This is a genomic window from Nonomuraea purpurea (assembly GCF_042650645.1).
GTDB classification, from domain to species: Bacteria; Actinomycetota; Actinomycetes; order Streptosporangiales; family Streptosporangiaceae; genus Nonomuraea; species Nonomuraea purpurea.
The window spans coordinates 63110-77762 of sequence record NZ_JBHSBI010000033.1; the positions used below are offsets into that span (position 1 = coordinate 63110).

The following is a 14653-nucleotide window of genomic DNA, read 5'->3' on the forward strand; positions in this document are numbered from 1 at the left end:
CCTCGCCACACTCCTCTGCATGATCACTCCCGTGAGCGCCGGCGCGGACGCCACGTACCAGGTGCTGGTCTTCTCCAAGACGGCAGGCTTCCGGCACGACTCCATCCCGGCCGGCGTCGAGGCCGTCAGGAGCCTCGGCGCGGCCGGCGGCTTCACCGTCACGGCGACCGAGGACGCGGGCGCCTTCACGGCGGCCAACCTGGCGAACTACCGGGCGGTGGTGTTCCTGAGCACCACCGGCGACGTGCTGAACGACGGGCAGCAGGCCGCGCTGCAGTCGTACGTGGACGGCGGCGGCGGATTCGTCGGCGTGCACGCCGCCGCCGACACCGAGTACGGCTGGCCCTACTACGGGCAGCTCGTCGGCGCCTGGTTCAAGAGCCATCCGGCCATCCAGCAGGCCGTGATCAGGAACGAGGACCGCTCGCACCCGGCCACCGCGCACCTGGGGGCGACCTGGACGCGCACCGACGAATGGTACGACTACCGCACCAACCCGCGTCCCAACGTCAAGGTGCTGCAGACCCTCGACGAGAGCAGCTACACCGGCGGCACGATGGGCGCCGACCACCCCATCACCTGGTACCACGCCCAAGGTAACGGCCGGTCGTTCTACACCGGCCTCGGCCACACCGCCGAATCCTACAGTGACGGCAATTTCCGGCAGCTCCTGCTCGGCGGCATCCGGTACGCGGCCGGTGTCACCGCCGCCCCCGCCCCGATCGAGGGCGAGGCCTACACCTCGGGTCAGGGCGTGCAGATCGCGGACCACGCACCGGCCAGCGGCGGCAAGACGCTCGGCTACATCGACAACGGCGACTGGGCGGGCTACTCCCAGGTCAGCGTGGCCGGCGCCAAGACCTTCACCGCCAAGGTGTCCTCCGCCGGAGCGGGCGGCACGATCCAGATCCGCGCCGGCTCGGCCACCGGCACCCTGCTCGGCACCGTCACGGTCCCCGTCACCGGCGGCTGGGAGAACTTCCAGACCGTCACCACCACCCTGACGGGCACCGCGACCGGCCCGCTGTTCCTGGTCTTCACGGGCGGCGCCGGGTCCCTGTTCGACATCGACACCCTCACCCTGGGGACCGACGCCGCAGCGCGGGTTTCACCGAACGTGCACGTCTTCTACTACCCCTGGTACGGCAGCCCGTCCGTGAGCGGAGCCTGGCGGCACTGGGAGCAGGGCGGCCACACCCCTCCGGCGGACATCGGCGCCGATCTCTACCCCGCGCTCGGCCCCTACGACTCGGGCGACACCGCCGCGATCGACCAGCACATGAAGTGGATCAGGCAGTCGGGCGCGGGCGTGCTCGTCTACAGCTGGTGGGGGCGCGGCGGCTACGAGGACGCCCTGGCCCGCCGGGTCATGGACGCCGCCCAGCGCGAGGGCATCAAGGTCGCCTGGCACATCGAGCCGTACGCGAACCGCACCGCCGCCTCGGTCGTGTCCGACATCCAGTACCTCAACCAGACCTACGGCGCCCATCCGGCCTTCCGCAACGCCTTCTACGTCTTCGAGAGCCTCAAGATCACCGACTGGACTCCGCTCGACCAGGTCACCGCCACGAACATCGTCCTCGCCCAGACCACCGACACCTCCAAGATCGCCCACTTCTCCGGCATGTACACCTACGACGCCATCGCCGGCGCCACCGCGCCCGGCTGGCAGCAGGCCGCCGCCTACGCCAAGCAGCACAACCTGGTCTGGGCGCCCTCGGTCGGCCCCGGCTACATCGATGACCGCGCCGTACCCGGCAACACGACCCCGACCCTGACCCGCGACAACGGCGCCACCTACGACAAGGAGTGGACCAACGCCGTCAACACCGCCCCGACCTGGGTGTCGATCACCTCGTTCAACGAATGGCACGAGGGCAGCGTGCTCGAACCCGCCGTCGCCAGGTCCGGATACCAGAGTTTCGAGGGCGCCTACGGCAAGACCGGCGCCGCCGCCCAGACCGCGTACCTGGACCGCACCCGCTACTGGGTGGAACGCTTTCAGCCCTTGAGCGCACCCACCGGGTCGTAACGCCGGGCTGTGCCGGGCGAACATCGCGGCGGGCTTCGCAATCCCCTCATGTGATCAATGAACTTATCGGCTGGGCGACCACGAACTCGGGCGGGCTGGTGGAGGACCCGGAGGAAGTGGAGCACGCCCTCCGGAGGCTGCGGCCGTGGCCCGGGGAACGGATCGATGTGGTCGTGCGGATCCATCCTGAGCTGGTGACCGGGTTCCACGTTGCCGAGGTTGGCGCCTCCGGTAAAGGCGCCGAGTCGGCGGGGTGGCCCGAGATCTCTGCGGAGTCAGCCCTTGAGGGCGCCCGAGAGCAGGCCGCGGATGAACTGCCGCTGGAAGAACAGGTAGAGCCCGACGATGGGCAGCGACATGAGCACCGCCGCGGCGGCCAGCAGGTTGATCTCAACGAGGCGGCGGCCGGAGAACGCGCCAAGTCCCAGCGTGAGTGGCTGGTGTTCGGGCGCGGCCACGAGGATAAGGGACAGGAAGTAGTCGTTCCAGGTCCACATGAAGCTGAGCACGACGAACGTCAGGATGGCCGGCCGGGAGATCGGCAGGTAGATGCGCCATAGCCGCGTCCAGGAGCCGGCGCCGTCGATCTCGGCGGACTCGGCGATGCTCGCCGGTACTGCGCGGAAGGCCGCACGCATCCAGAACGCGCCGAAGCTCACGCCCGTGCCGATGTGCGCGAGGATGATGCCCTGATAGCCGTCGGTGAGGTCGAAGGCCAGGAAGTCGTAGTACAGCGGCACGATGATCGACTCCATGGGGATCATGATCCCGAAGAGCATGAGCGGGAAGAGCGCCTTCTCCCCGACCACGCCGAGCACACCGAAGGCGTACCCGCTCATCACCGCCAGCGCGGTGGAGACCACCACGACGGTGCCGGTGATGATCACGCTGGAGCGCAGGTAGTGGGTGAAGCCGGCCTGGTGCCACGCGGTGGCGAAGTTGGACCACTGCGGATGTCCGAGGTCGAGTGTGCCGCTCGTACTCGGGCTGATCGCCACGCCGAGGATGTACACGATCGGGAACAGCACGCTGACGGCGAGGAGCGTCAGGAACGCGTAGTTGAAGATCTTTTCCCGGGTGGAGATCATCGGTTTCCGTTCTCGGAGAGCCGTACCACGACGAGCGCGATGACGAGCGAGACGAGTGCCAGGACGACCCCGATGGCGGACGCCGCGCCGACGTCGGGATTGGCGAAGGCGCGCTGGTACATCACGATGGTCGGGGTGATGGTCGACGTCCCGGGGCCGCCGCGGGTGGTGAGCCACACGATGTCGAACACCCGGATCGCACCGAGCACCGTGAGAGTCACGGCGATCGCGAGTTGCCCCCGCAGCCCGGGAAGGGTCACGGTGAGAAACTCGCGGATCGGGCCCGCGCCGTCCACGCGCGCCGCGTCGTACAACTCGGCCGGGATGGCCTGCGTGCCGGCCACGAACAGCACCATGCACAGGCCGAACGCCGCCCACGTGCCGGCGAGGCCGATCGCGGGCAGCGCCCAGTCGTAGTCCCCGAGCCAGCCGTGGGCCAGGGAGTCGAGGCCGAGGGCGCGCAGCACCGAGTTGATCGGTCCGTCAGGCGCGTAGACGCGCTTCCACGCGACCGCGGTGACCGCCGGAGTGAGCACCTGCGGCAGGAAGATGATCCAGCGGTAGACGGCGGCGCCCTTGACGTCCTTGCGGGCAGTGAGCGCGGCGCTGGCCAGGCCGAGCGTGATCGGCAGCAGCGAGAAGAACACGATGAAGAACAGGGTGTGCTCGATCGCCTGCCGCAGCGCCGGGTCCTGGAGGAAGCCGGTGTAGTTGGCCAGTCCCGCCCATGACGCCGCGGTGATGCCGTTCCAGTGGAAGAAGGACAGCCACACGCCCTGGACCGCGGGGACGAGCACGACGAACCCGTACACGACGAGGGCGGGCGCCAGGTAGGCCAGCCCCAACCACCGTCGCTTGCGGCGGTGGTTGGACGGCGGGTTCGCGTGTGGCGTGGCCCGCGCGGACACGCCGCCGGCCGGGAGTTGCTTCACGGTCGCCATGGCGGGGCTACTTTCCCAGCGTCTTTTGGAACTTGTCGTAGTCGGCCTGCGCCGATTGGACGACCGCGTCCGGCGCTACCTTGCCGGCGAGCATGTCCTGCATCTGCGTCTGGATCGTGGTGAGCAGGGTCGGCGTGGCCCAGTCGAGGTACGGAACGGAGGCGTCGTTGGCCGAGAGCTGGGCCGCGGCATCGACGTCGTCGGCGAACAACGGGTCGTCACCGGCCGGTTTGACGGTGGCGAGCAGCGGCATCGTGGTGTTGTCCGCGGCGATCTGCGCGGCCTCCGGGCCTGCCGCGAAGTTCATGAACGCCGCGGCGGCGTCCGGGTGCGCGCTCTTGGCGGAGATGGAGAAGTTGGTGGCCGACGACGCGGTCGCGACCGCGTGGCCGCCGTCCGCGCGGGGCATCAGGAACGACCCGAAGTTCGTGCTCTGCCCTTTCTTGAGCGGCAGCGAGCCGGAGTAGTCGAACCGGAAGAGCGCCTTGCCGTCGACGAACGCCTGCGCCGCGTCCTGGCCGGGGACGGCGGAGAAGTCCTTGGTGAAGTAATCCTTGTCGGCCCACTGCTTCATCGCGGCGCCGGCCTGGGGGAAGCCTGTGTCGGCCACCTTCACGGCGTTCTGGGAGTAGACGAAGTCAGAGATCCGGCTCTGCCGGCCGAGGGCGTCCATCGTGGCGAACAGGGGGCCGGTGATGCCCACCTGCTCCAGGTTCCCCATGGAGATCGGGGTGATGCCGGCCGACTTCGCCTTGGCCAGAGCGGCCTCGAAGTCGGCGAAGGTCTTCGGCACGGTCGTGCCGATCCGGCTGAGCAACGTGCGGTTGTAGTACACCTGGATGGCCGACGCCCGTGCCACCGGGGCGCCGAACACCGACCCGGTGCCCATCTGCCTGCCGTCGGCGGAGAACTGGTGCTGGCGCAGGATCGACGCCGGGAACTTCGTGCTCCAGCCGTACGCGCTGGCGTAGCCGTCGAGATTGCGTACGAGCCCGCCCTGCACCAGGGTGCCGAGCGACTGCCACCCGTTGTTGGCGGGCACGATGTCTGGTGGATTCGCGGACCGCAGCCGCAGCGGCAGCGCCTTCATCACGTCGTCCCACGGCATGGAGGAGCGTTCGACCGTGATGTTGGGGTACTTCTTCTCGAACGCCGCGACGACGTCGTTGATCCAGGTGAGGTCGGCCCCGCCGGTGAAGTAGTCGAGCAGCCGGATGCGGGCCTGGCCCATCTTCGCCGGGTCGGTGACGACCGGTCCGGCCGCCGCTGTCTGTGCCATCTCCTTGCCGGAGGTCCCGGGCACGCATGCCGTGAGAAGCCCCGCCGCCGCGAGTGGCATCGCCACGGCGGCGAGCCGCCTTGTTCTTCTGAGCGTGACCACGGTGTCTCCTGTCCTCAAGGGGAGCGCGCGCCGTCGGAGGATGGCGGCCGCCGACGGACTCTCGGGTATCGACGAGCATAGGACTGGTAGACCAGTTAGTCCAGATGCCATCAAATGGTTTATTCGGCCTTCCGAATAGAAACGTCATGTTCACCAGACCCCACCAAACGGACTAGACCGCTATTCCGGTATGTCTGGTTCGCTCTCGCGTGCTACCGTGACCGCCATGAGCACCGGTGCGGATACGGAGGCGGGCAGCAGCGCCGTCATGGAGACCTACCGGAAGCTCAGCGACGCTCTGCGCCGGGGCCTGTTCCCTGCGGGCGGCCGGCTCCCGGGGGAACGCGATCTGGCCGGAAGCCTCGGCGTCAGCCGCTCGACTCTGCGTCATGCACTCGCTCGCCTCGCCGAAGAGGGCAAACTCGAGCGCTCCGCCCAGCGAGGCTGGTTCGTCGCCCGCAGCGTCGTCGGTGAGCCGCCGAGCACCCTCCAGAGCTTCTCGGAGATGGCCAGGGCCCGCGGCCTCACCCCGACCTCGAAGATCCTGCTGCGGCGTGCGCGGCCGGCCGGCTTCGAGGAGGCCGAGCAACTCGGCATCGCCCCGGCGGCGCGTGTCCTGGAGTTGCGCCGGCTGCGCAGCCTCGACGGGGTGCCCGTCTGTCTCGACACGAGCGTGGTCGTGTTGTCCCAGGCGGCAACGCTGGCCGGCATCGACCTCACCGACCGCTCTCTGTACGAGACGCTTGAGCGCGAATGCGGCCTGCGCATCGCACGCAGTTCCTACACCGTGCGCGCGGACGCCGCCGACGAGGAGATCGCGCGGTTGCTCCAGATCGAGCCTGGCGCCCCGGTGCTGGTCGGCGAGGAGGTCACCTACGCCGACGACGGCACTCCCATCCTCGCCGGCCGCATGATCTATCGCAGCGACGCCTACCGCTTCCAGGCCGACTTGTTCCGCCCCATCTGACCCGCCCGACACGGCTCCAGTGCGCCGGTGACGCTCCCGTCCTCGATCAGGTTTCGAGGAACGTCTTTGGCGGGAGCGTACCCGCCAGGCGGTCCAGGACCGCTTCCGTCAGGGATATGCCGCCCTCGTCGAGAGCGTCCAGAGTCGCCCCGGCGACAGGAGGGAGCGTGCTGCGGTGCGGCACCGCGCCGGGGATCCGCGCGGGCAGCTCCGCCAGCATCGCCTCGGCGACCGGAGAGGCGTCGGCCATGAGCACCGACCCGGACAGCACCACGCTCACCGGTCCTCCGGCGGCGGTCAGGCCGGTGCGGCGGGCGGCCACGCCGGCGTACGTGGCGAGGTGACGGCCCTGCGCCTGGACGATCTCCACCGCGACCGGGTCGCCGGCCGTCGCCGCGGCGGTGACCACCCGCGCGCACCCGGCCTTCTGCGTCTGGGTGGCGGCACCCTCGCGACGGGTGAACCAGTGGTTCAGCTCGGCCACCGAGGACAGGTCGTAGTGCGCCGGCAATGCCGTCGTCAGCGCCGTTTCCCGGCCGAGGCCGAGCTCGGCCAGATTCACGGCACGGAACGCCTCGATCGCCAGGCCGAGCGCGCCCATCGCGTGCTGGCCCCACCAGCCCATGTCCCACAGGGTTCCGTCGGGGCCGCGCGCCGCGATGGCCGCGGCGGTGCCGGCCGCGACCGCGACGCCGACGCCGGACGGCTCACCGCAGCGGATCGCGGCGTATCCGTCGTTGCGGATCGAGCGGGACGGGAAGCGTCCGGCCAGGGCCTTCTCCCAGTAGGTCCGGTCCTCCTGCCAGTCGACTCCGGCCAGCCGGAAGGCCGCCCAGGCGACGTCGGCGCGGCTCGCCCCCGCCTGGGCGAGGGCGGCGTCGATCGCGGCCAGCACCTCCGCCACCGCCGCCTCCGGACTGACCGCCCCGTAGATGTCGCCGCAGCCGGACCGGCCTGCCCCGGCGATCGTCCCGGTCGCGTCGCTGACGAGCGCGGCGGTCTTGCTGTTGCCCGCGTCGATGCCGAGGTAGAGCGCGTTCACCTCAGGGGATCAGCCGCTCGGGCAGCCAGGTGGCCTGGGCCGTGGCGAGCTCGCCGTAAAGCGCCTCGGCGACCGTGAGCGAGGGGACCAGCGGGTTGGCGGCCATGGCGCGTACCGCGTCGGCGATCGTGCCGTCCCAGGCCGCCTTGGCCGTGAGGATCTGGTAGTCGGCGAGTTGGCGGGTGAGGCCGAGGACAGAGCGGGGCAGCGGCTGCTGCGGCTCAGGGTGGAAGCCCTTCGCGTCGACGGTCCCCCACAGTTCGACCACCGTTCGCTCGTCGAACCCGGGGAGCGCACCGCCGGTGTTGGGGATGTTGAACGGCAGCCGCGCGCCGGTGTCGTTGTAGAACGCGCTGATCGCCTCGATCGCCAGTTCCAGCTCGTGGATGCCGCCACGTGAGCGTGCCGGGTCGAGCTGCGGCGCGTCGGACTCGGCCTGCTCGCGGTAGTGCGCCCAGTAGTCGTCCAGCGAGCTCATGATGACCTCCGAGCGGGTCATCGGCGCGAGCTGCCGCTCGCGCAGGATCTCGTCCTTGAAGTAGTAGTAGGTGAAGTAGTCCGACGGGATCGACTCCATGGCCACGGCGAGGTGCAGCGCGCGCATGCCGTTGACGTTCTCGCTCGGCCGGTCCCGCAGCGCCTCCCAGCGTTCGCGCAGAATCGGGAAGGCGTCCTGGCCGTCGTAGGTCGCCTCGTTCGACCAGCAGTTGTGGTTGACCCCGGTCATGTTGGCGACCAGCTTGTCCGGGTCGAGACCCGCCGCCTTGGCCACGACGGGCGGGAAGACGATCGGGCCCTCGCAGAACGACACGATCGGGATGCCGGTGTTGTCGGCCACGGCCTGGGAGACGATGTTGACGGGGTTGGTGTAGTTGAAGATCCGCGCCTTCGGCGCGACGTCGGCGAGGTTCGCGCACAACTCCTTGATCACCTGCACCGAGCGCAGTGCCATCATCATTCCGCCGGGTCCTTGGGTCTCCTGGCCGATGACGCCGTGCTTCAGCGGGATCCGCTCGTCGATCGCCCGGGCCGCGAATCCGCCCGGGCGGAAGCTGGACAGCACCGCGTCGACGTCACGGAGCCCTTCGCGCTGGTCGGTGGTGGCGGTCACGGTGATGTCGAGACCGGCGTTGCGTGCCATCTTCTCGGTGATCGTCTTGACGATCTCCAGATGTGCAAGGTCGAGATCGATCAGCACGAACTCCGAGCCGTCGAACTCCGCGCCGTGGTGCATGAACGACGCCATCGTCCCGGGAGCGCGCGACGAACCTCCGCCGAGGTACGCGATCTTGATGCGGGCCATCTGTCTCCTTCAGGGTCTCGATAGAGGGTGGGGGCCGGTCAGGGACGTTGCTACGCGGGCTGCCCGGCCACCAGGCCGGTCGCCTCGTCGGCGAGCAGGCGAGGCCGGGCGCAGTCGCTCAGGACGGTGGCGGGCCAGTCGGGGTCGTAGCTCCGGGCCGCGGTGAGCCGGCGCGCCGCCTCGGCCTTGTCCGCGCCGTGCACCACCATCACGACGCGCTTGGAGTGCTCACGGATGGTCCCGACGCCCACGGTCACGCCGTACGCGGGGACCTCGTCCAGCCCGCCGAACGTCGGGAAGGTGACGAGGTTGTCGCGGCGGGTGCGTTCGGCCAGCGTCACGACGCGGGTGCGCGTGTCCACGCCGGTGCCGGGCGGGTTGAAGGCGACGTGCCCGTCGCTCGAGCCGGAGGCCAGGATGAACAGGTCGACGCCGCCGATGGCGGCGATCCGGCGGTCGTACTCGTCGGGGTCGGCGGGATCGGGCACCCAGAACCTGTCGGGGGTGATGCCCCGGCTGGGGGCCGCCGCGTTGAGCGCCTCGACGATCTCCGTCCTGCCGAAGCGCACGCAGCTGTGTGGCAGGTCGGGGGCGATACGACAGAACAGGCCGGTGTGCTCGCCTCGGACGACGTACTCGTCCATCATGACGATCACCACATGAGCCAGGTCCAGCCTCCGGCTCGCGACCTCGTTCGCGAGCGCCGAGTAGGTGCTGCGCGCGCTGCGTCCGCCGGGGCAGCCGAGAACGTATGGCCGGCCGTCGCGGGCGGCGTCCTCGATCTCCGTCGCGATCTCTGCGGCGAGGGCGCGCCCCAGAACCTGGGGATCGGGGAACACGGTTGGCGGCACGCGCACAGACTCAACTCCTTTATGGACCAGTTATACCAAGAAGCGTAGCTTGGTCTTTCTGGTTAATGCAATGGGCGTGAGTGTCCCCCGGCTGGAGCCCCAAACGGACGATCCCCCGACGCTGAGCGGCAGCGACAGGCGGAACCTCAAGTGGGATCTCGGCCGGTTCGGCAAGGGTGCTCGCGGCTCGGGCCCGAGGGAACGGATGGTCCCGCTGATCAACAACGCGGGCGGGACGCTGCGCTGGTTCGTCGAGGACGTCTGGGGCCAGCTCGGTGACGACCACCCCCGGCCTGGTGTTCCGTTGCTGCCCTCTGAGCGGAAAACGCCGACGGGACAATCCGCTCCGCGCTGGCCAGGGCCGCCGCAACTCACCTAACGGACTGTCACCCCGCACGCCCTGCGGCATTTCTGCGCCTCCCAGCCGCTCAAGCCCGCGGCCTCCCGACTCCAGCCCGGCGGTACTCCCACGCATCCCGCCGGCGAGGACAGGGGCCCGGGCGAAAGGGTCTTCTGTGTGTCGCTGCGCGGCCCCCGAGGAATACTTAGTCATTTGATTTAATCACCCGATCAAGTACGCTGGAAGCATGGCCATCACAACAGCTCGGGCGGCTGAGTCGCGTGGCGACCAGACGCGAGAGTCTCTGCTCGTGGCAGCAACGACAGCCTTCGCACGGGATGGCTTTCACGCGGTGACCACGCGGCAGATCGCCGATCTCGCGCACGTGAATCAGGCGCTGATCGGTTATCACTTCGGTGGCAAGGAAGGGCTGTACGCAGCGGTCGTCGAACGTGTCGCCACCCAGATCGGCGCCCACACCGGACCGTTGCTCGGGCGCATCGAGTCCGCGCTCGAGCAGACTCGGGCGGAGACGAAGCCGGCCGAGCTTCAAGATCGCCTGCTTCCCGCGCTTCTCGAACTCACCGACGCCGTGGCGGCGTTGCTGTTGCACGACGATTCGGTCGAGTGGATGCAACTGATCCTGCGCGAGCAGCAGATGCCGACATCCGCGCTCGATTCCCTGTACGACGGCTTCATGGGCCGCATCGCCGCGGCGATCACCAAGGTGGCGCGAAGGCTGCGCGTCGACCAGGACGAGACCGCGAACCGGGTGCTCGCGGCCACGATCATGGGTCAGCTTGTGGTGCTCCGCTCCGGCCATGCGGGTTTCATGCGCCATGTGGGCTGGGGCGAGATCGACGATGCCCGCATCGCCCGCGTTCAGCAGGTCCTGCGCGGCAACGTGACCGTTCTCCTCACGCCGACGCAGGCGGAGCCGGAGGACGCTCGACCGGCTCAGGCGGCGAAGGGATAGCCGGTGATGCACACGATCGTGGAGACCCGGCAAGGCCCGATCCAGGGGTGCGCCGAGGACGGCATCGGCAGGTTCTTCGGCATCCCTTATGCCGCGCCGCCTGTGGGCGCGTTGCGGTGGCGCCCGCCTGATCCCGCGCCCGGCTGGACGCGAGTGAGACAGGCGACCGAGTTCGGTCCGATCTGCCCGCAGACCGCAGGTGCGGTGTTCACGCCCCGCGCGTCCCGGCAGGATGAGGACTGCCTGTACCTGAACGTGTGGACCGCCACCGTGGACCCGCAGGCCAAACAGCCGGTGATGGTCTGGATTCACGGCGGCGGGTATCTCGGTGGCGGCGGCTGCGAGGACGGCACGGACGGCTCGGCTCTGGCCGGGCTGGGCGTCACGGTCGTCAGCTTCAACTATCGGTTGGGGGCGTTCGGGTACCTCGCCCATCCTGACTTCGGCAGCAACTTCGGTCTGCAGGACCAGATCGCGGCTTTGCAGTGGGTGCAGCAGCACATCACGCAGTTCGGCGGCGACCCCGAGCGCGTGACCGTCTTCGGCCAGTCCGCCGGCGCTCACTCCGTACGCACCCTGTTGAGCAGCCCATCAGCAGCGGGCCTGTTCCACCGGGCGATCCTGCAAAGCGGCGGCGGCGAGCGGTTCACCTTCGACGCCAAGCAGCCCGGCGAGCGGACCTACGCCGCCAGCCAGGCATTCATCGCCCACCTGGGCGGCGGCGGTCCGCAGCAGCTACGGCAGATACCCACCGAAATGGTCAAGCAGGCCTCGCATCTGTTCAGCGGGGTAATCCCCAAACGCGGGCGGGTGCACACGCCGGCGAACCTGGCGTGGATGCCGGTGACCGACGGCGACATCGTGCCCGCCGACGCGGGCACGCGTCCGCCGGCGCCGGTGCCGTTGCTGCTGGGCTACACACACAACGAGGCCAGGTACTTCATCAAGCCGGGCATGCTCCCCTACAACCGCCTCCTCCTCTGGGTCCTCACCAAAGCCCTCGCCGGCCCCCAGGCCCGGGCCGTACGCTCCGAGCTCGCCACGAGCGCAGGGTCCCTGTACGACAGATTCGACCGCGCCTACACCGCTGCCGTCTTCGCCGAGCCGTTGCTCGCCACCACCGAGCGCCTGCTGTCGTCCGGCCACGAGTTCTACTGCTACCGCTTCGACCGCGTCTCACCCGGAGCCGAGAAGTCCGACGTCCGGGTGCAGCACACCGCCGAACTGCGCTACCTGTTCGGCACCTTGACCACCGACGGCTACGACGACGTAGACCAGCAGGTATCAGCCCGCATCCAGGCGCACTGGGTCGCCTTCGCCCGCGACGGCGCACCGACCGCGGACAGGTCCTGGCCGCGCTACGACGACCTCGCCCGTATCGCAGTCATCGCCGACACACCTGGACAGGGGCGCATCGACGACGACCCGATCGCCGCTCTCATCCACCTGCGGCGCACGAGAGGGCCGGGGGTGCGCAGCGGCCGGAAGTTCCCCTCACGTCCGGCCTCGGGCAGGGAGAAGTTGTAGCGGCCCAGGAAGTTCAGCCACTCGAATCCGAGCGGGAACATGCGGGCAATGTCGGCGGTGGCGATCTTCTTGCCCTTGGCGCGGATCCGCTCCGGCGCCCTCGCCGTGTAGATCGTGTTCCACAGAATGCAGCCGTTCGTCATCAGCCCCAACACCCCTAGTTGATCTTCCTGGCCCTCCTGGTACTTATGCGGCAGGGCTGAGCGGCTCGCGCGGCGACCGACGCGGCCAGAGCCGCGGGGTCGCCGGTGCCGGCCTCCCAGGCATGACGTGGCTGCGGACGCGGTCAGTCGAAGACCTGGGCGATCGAGACCTTGATCCGCCGGGGATAGCTGTCGATGACGAGATACCAATGGTCGTCGTAGGGCACCTCCAGGACGACGGGGCTGACGTCGTAGAAGCCGCCGTAAAACTCGTACTCATCGTTGTCGAGGTAGGCCTGGTAGTCCTCGGCGTCCATGAGACACACCCGGGCGGTCGAGCCACGCAGCTCCACCTCGAAGCAGGCGCCGCCTGCGGTGGAGCCGAGGTCAAAGTAGAGATGCTGCACACATCGTTTGTAGCCGGTCACGCACTGGACAGGAAGCAGCGTCGCGGAACGGGGCACTCGGACGCGCAGGTCCTGCGACACCGCGCCCTTCGCCTGGCGGCGAAACTCGGCACGGGTGATCCGGCTGCGGACTTCACGGTCCCGGAGGGAAGACGCCCTGGCCCGGAGTGAGGATTCCGTCGGGGTCGTAGCGTTCATGGGCCGCCTCGAAGGCGGCCCATGCGGGGCCGTAGTGGGTGCGCCACTCCTCAGGCGTGGTGGGTATGGAGCCGACCGGGTACTGGTAACCCCCGACGGCTTGGGCGCGCAGGTAGAGGGAACGGTTGGCCTCCACCATGTCCTGCGGGCTCTCGGCTCCGTGCGAGGCGGTTCTGAGCAGGGTGAAAAGGAAGACCGTCTCCTCGTCGGGTATGCGCAGCAAGGGCAGGTTCAGGCGGGCGCGGGGGAAGGGATAGAGCAGGACTACGCCGCTGGCGCCGACCTCGGTCTCGGTCAGGTCCTTGATGACGGCCTCCACGAAGGCGTCGGTGCGGCTCGCGGGCAGGAACATGTTCCACCAGGGGTGCGGACGGTACCACTCGCCTGTGGACTTCAGATAGGCGACGCCCGCGGCGAGCCGGTTGAGGAAGTCGAAGTAGGACATGTCCTGGATCTGCCGGTCGCCGGGCTGGTCGCCCAGACCGTCGAGAAGCCTGGCGTCGTCGGGCGGGGTCGTGCCGTTGAAGAAGGCGGCCGCTTCAAGCTGGTAACTCCAGCCGGTGGAGTCGGCCGGCAGCCCGAGCTCTCCCTCCACGTAGGCGAAGCGGCCGTCGTTGACCACGCGCCGCTGGTCGGCGGTCAGCGCGGCGACGCTCGGGTAGGAGAGCAGGTAGTGGCGGACCGTCGCGGGGGCGGGCAGCAGGCGCACGGTGGCCTTGGTGATGATACCGCACTGTCCTCTTCCAGCCAGCGCCGCGTGGAAGAGGTCGGGGTGCAGCTGCGCGGAACACCTCCTCAGGTTGGCCTCCCCCGTGACGACCTCCAGCTCCACGACGCTGTCCGCCTGGGATCCGTGGTGGTGGGTCTGGCCGCCGACACCGCCCACCGAGAGCGTGCCGCCGACCGAGAGCTCCAGGTAGTCGGTGAAGACCGGAGGGGTCAGGCCGTGGGCCAGGGTCGCCTGCGCCAAGCTGCTCCAGAGCGCGCCCGCCTCCACGACGGCCGTGTTCCCCCGCACCTCAACCGCGTTGAGCGGGGCCATGTCGATGATCAGACCGCCCGCGACCTGGCCCTGACCGAAGGTGGCGTGTCCCTGGCCGCGTGCGGCCACCTGCAGGTTGTGCGTCCGGCAGTACTTCATCATCACCATGATGTCCGACACGGCGCCGGGCTCCAGCACGGCTCCGGGGGTCCGATGGACCAGGTGCCCGAAGTCGTCGGCCGCCTGGCCGCGCGAGGCGGGATCGGTCACCACCTTGCCCTTCAGCGGCGGCAGGTCGACCATCCCCTGAGACTGGGCGGCGTCGGTGACCCACGTGCGCGTGGACGGGTCGAAGCCGACCACGGCCGTGAGGAACGCCCGTCTCCACGGATGCCACGTCATACCCGATCCTTTCGCAGCACGGTCACGTCTCGTCGATAATCGCCGACGGCACCCGGCGACGCCACCCGCACGA

At 69.3% G+C, this 14653-nt stretch carries 13 protein-coding genes and 1 pseudogene; 5 read left to right on the forward strand and 9 right to left on the reverse strand.

Annotated elements, in window-relative coordinates; genetic code table 11:
* The first annotated feature begins 19 nt into the window (after positions 1–19).
* On the forward strand, positions 20–2032 hold the full coding sequence (locus tag ACFOY2_RS43920) for a ThuA domain-containing protein (RefSeq protein WP_379534083.1): 2013 nt from the start codon (positions 20–22) through the stop codon (positions 2030–2032).
* 275 nt (positions 2033–2307) lie between these two features.
* Here ACFOY2_RS43920 and ACFOY2_RS43925 read toward each other — a convergent pair whose 3' ends face one another.
* From ACFOY2_RS43925 to ACFOY2_RS43935, 3 genes are read right to left on the reverse strand one after another with little or no spacing between them, the layout of a single operon-like run.
* Positions 2308–3120, reverse strand: coding sequence for a carbohydrate ABC transporter permease (locus ACFOY2_RS43925; protein WP_379534084.1), 813 nt, complete (start codon positions 3118–3120; stop codon positions 2308–2310).
* Positions 3117–4061, reverse strand: coding sequence for a carbohydrate ABC transporter permease (locus ACFOY2_RS43930; protein WP_379534085.1), 945 nt, complete (start codon positions 4059–4061; stop codon positions 3117–3119). Before ACFOY2_RS43930 ends, ACFOY2_RS43925 begins: the two co-directional genes overlap by 4 nt.
* Before the next feature lie 7 nt (positions 4062–4068).
* Positions 4069–5442: an extracellular solute-binding protein gene (locus ACFOY2_RS43935; protein WP_379534086.1), complete on the reverse strand. Its 1374-nt coding sequence runs from the start codon at positions 5440–5442 to the stop codon at positions 4069–4071.
* A 226-nt stretch (positions 5443–5668) separates the two neighbouring features.
* Here ACFOY2_RS43935 and ACFOY2_RS43940 point away from each other — a divergent pair, with 226 nt between their 5' ends.
* A complete protein-coding gene (locus tag ACFOY2_RS43940) occupies positions 5669–6409 on the forward strand; it encodes a GntR family transcriptional regulator (protein ID WP_379534087.1) in 741 nt (246 codons plus the stop codon).
* A 46-nt stretch (positions 6410–6455) separates the two neighbouring features.
* Here the strand turns inward: ACFOY2_RS43940 and ACFOY2_RS43945 are convergent, their stop codons facing one another.
* Genes ACFOY2_RS43945 through ACFOY2_RS43955 form a run of 3 tightly spaced genes read right to left on the reverse strand, consistent with a single transcriptional unit; the run spans position 6456 to position 9611 of the window.
* Complete coding sequence (locus ACFOY2_RS43945) at positions 6456–7451, reverse strand: BadF/BadG/BcrA/BcrD ATPase family protein (RefSeq protein ID WP_379534088.1); 996 nt, start codon at positions 7449–7451, stop codon at positions 6456–6458.
* A gap of 1 nt (position 7452) precedes the next feature.
* Positions 7453–8754 carry a family 4 glycosyl hydrolase gene (locus ACFOY2_RS43950; protein WP_379534089.1) on the reverse strand — a complete coding sequence of 434 codons (1302 nt, stop codon included), beginning with the start codon at positions 8752–8754 and terminating at the stop codon, positions 7453–7455.
* A gap of 50 nt (positions 8755–8804) precedes the next feature.
* A complete protein-coding gene (locus tag ACFOY2_RS43955) occupies positions 8805–9611 on the reverse strand; it encodes a 6-phosphogluconolactonase (protein ID WP_379534090.1) in 807 nt (268 codons plus the stop codon).
* 70 nt (positions 9612–9681) lie between these two features.
* Between ACFOY2_RS43955 and ACFOY2_RS43960 the strand changes: the two genes are divergently transcribed.
* The 3 genes from ACFOY2_RS43960 to ACFOY2_RS43970 all read left to right on the forward strand — a co-directional run bounded on the left by ACFOY2_RS43960 (position 9682) and on the right by ACFOY2_RS43970 (position 12448).
* Entirely contained in the window at positions 9682–9984 is a 303-nt protein-coding gene (locus tag ACFOY2_RS43960; protein WP_379534091.1) for a hypothetical protein, read from the forward strand.
* 208 nt (positions 9985–10192) lie between these two features.
* The gene (locus ACFOY2_RS43965; RefSeq protein WP_379534092.1) at positions 10193–10921 is read left to right on the forward strand and encodes a CerR family C-terminal domain-containing protein; all 729 of its coding nucleotides are present in this window, start codon (positions 10193–10195) and stop codon (positions 10919–10921) included.
* Positions 10922–10927: 6 nt separating this feature from the next.
* Positions 10928–12448: a carboxylesterase/lipase family protein gene (locus ACFOY2_RS43970; protein ID WP_379534172.1), complete on the forward strand. Its 1521-nt coding sequence runs from the start codon at positions 10928–10930 to the stop codon at positions 12446–12448.
* A 56-nt stretch (positions 12449–12504) separates the two neighbouring features.
* Here the strand turns inward: ACFOY2_RS43970 and ACFOY2_RS43975 are convergent.
* From ACFOY2_RS43975 to ACFOY2_RS43985, 3 genes and pseudogenes are all read right to left on the reverse strand, one after another.
* Positions 12505–12591: pseudogene (locus ACFOY2_RS43975) on the reverse strand (hypothetical protein); the annotation flags it as partial.
* Positions 12592–12734: 143 nt separating this feature from the next.
* On the reverse strand, positions 12735–12998 hold the full coding sequence (locus tag ACFOY2_RS43980; RefSeq protein ID WP_379534093.1) for a DUF1883 domain-containing protein: 264 nt from the start codon (positions 12996–12998) through the stop codon (positions 12735–12737).
* Positions 12999–13131: 133 nt separating this feature from the next.
* The gene (locus tag ACFOY2_RS43985; RefSeq protein WP_379534094.1) at positions 13132–14580 is read right to left on the reverse strand and encodes an FAD-binding protein; all 1449 of its coding nucleotides are present in this window, start codon (positions 14578–14580) and stop codon (positions 13132–13134) included.
* Positions 14581–14653 lie beyond the last annotated feature (73 nt).

Excerpts from the sequence above, each read along its gene's own strand:
- ACFOY2_RS43940 (WP_379534087.1), top strand. The coding sequence starts at position 5,669 with ATGAGCACCGGTGCGGATACGGAGGCGGGCAGCAGCGCCGTCATGGAG.
- ACFOY2_RS43930 (WP_379534085.1), bottom strand. The coding sequence starts at position 4,061 with ATGGCGACCGTGAAGCAACTCCCGGCCGGCGGCGTGTCCGCGCGGGCC.
- ACFOY2_RS43925 (WP_379534084.1), bottom strand. The coding sequence starts at position 3,120 with ATGATCTCCACCCGGGAAAAGATCTTCAACTACGCGTTCCTGACGCTC.
- ACFOY2_RS43970 (WP_379534172.1), top strand. The coding sequence starts at position 10,928 with ATGCACACGATCGTGGAGACCCGGCAAGGCCCGATCCAGGGGTGCGCC.
- ACFOY2_RS43965 (WP_379534092.1), top strand. The coding sequence starts at position 10,193 with ATGGCCATCACAACAGCTCGGGCGGCTGAGTCGCGTGGCGACCAGACG.
- ACFOY2_RS43920 (WP_379534083.1), top strand. The coding sequence starts at position 20 with ATGATCACTCCCGTGAGCGCCGGCGCGGACGCCACGTACCAGGTGCTG.
- ACFOY2_RS43985 (WP_379534094.1), bottom strand. The coding sequence starts at position 14,580 with ATGACGTGGCATCCGTGGAGACGGGCGTTCCTCACGGCCGTGGTCGGC.
- ACFOY2_RS43950 (WP_379534089.1), bottom strand. The coding sequence starts at position 8,754 with ATGGCCCGCATCAAGATCGCGTACCTCGGCGGAGGTTCGTCGCGCGCT.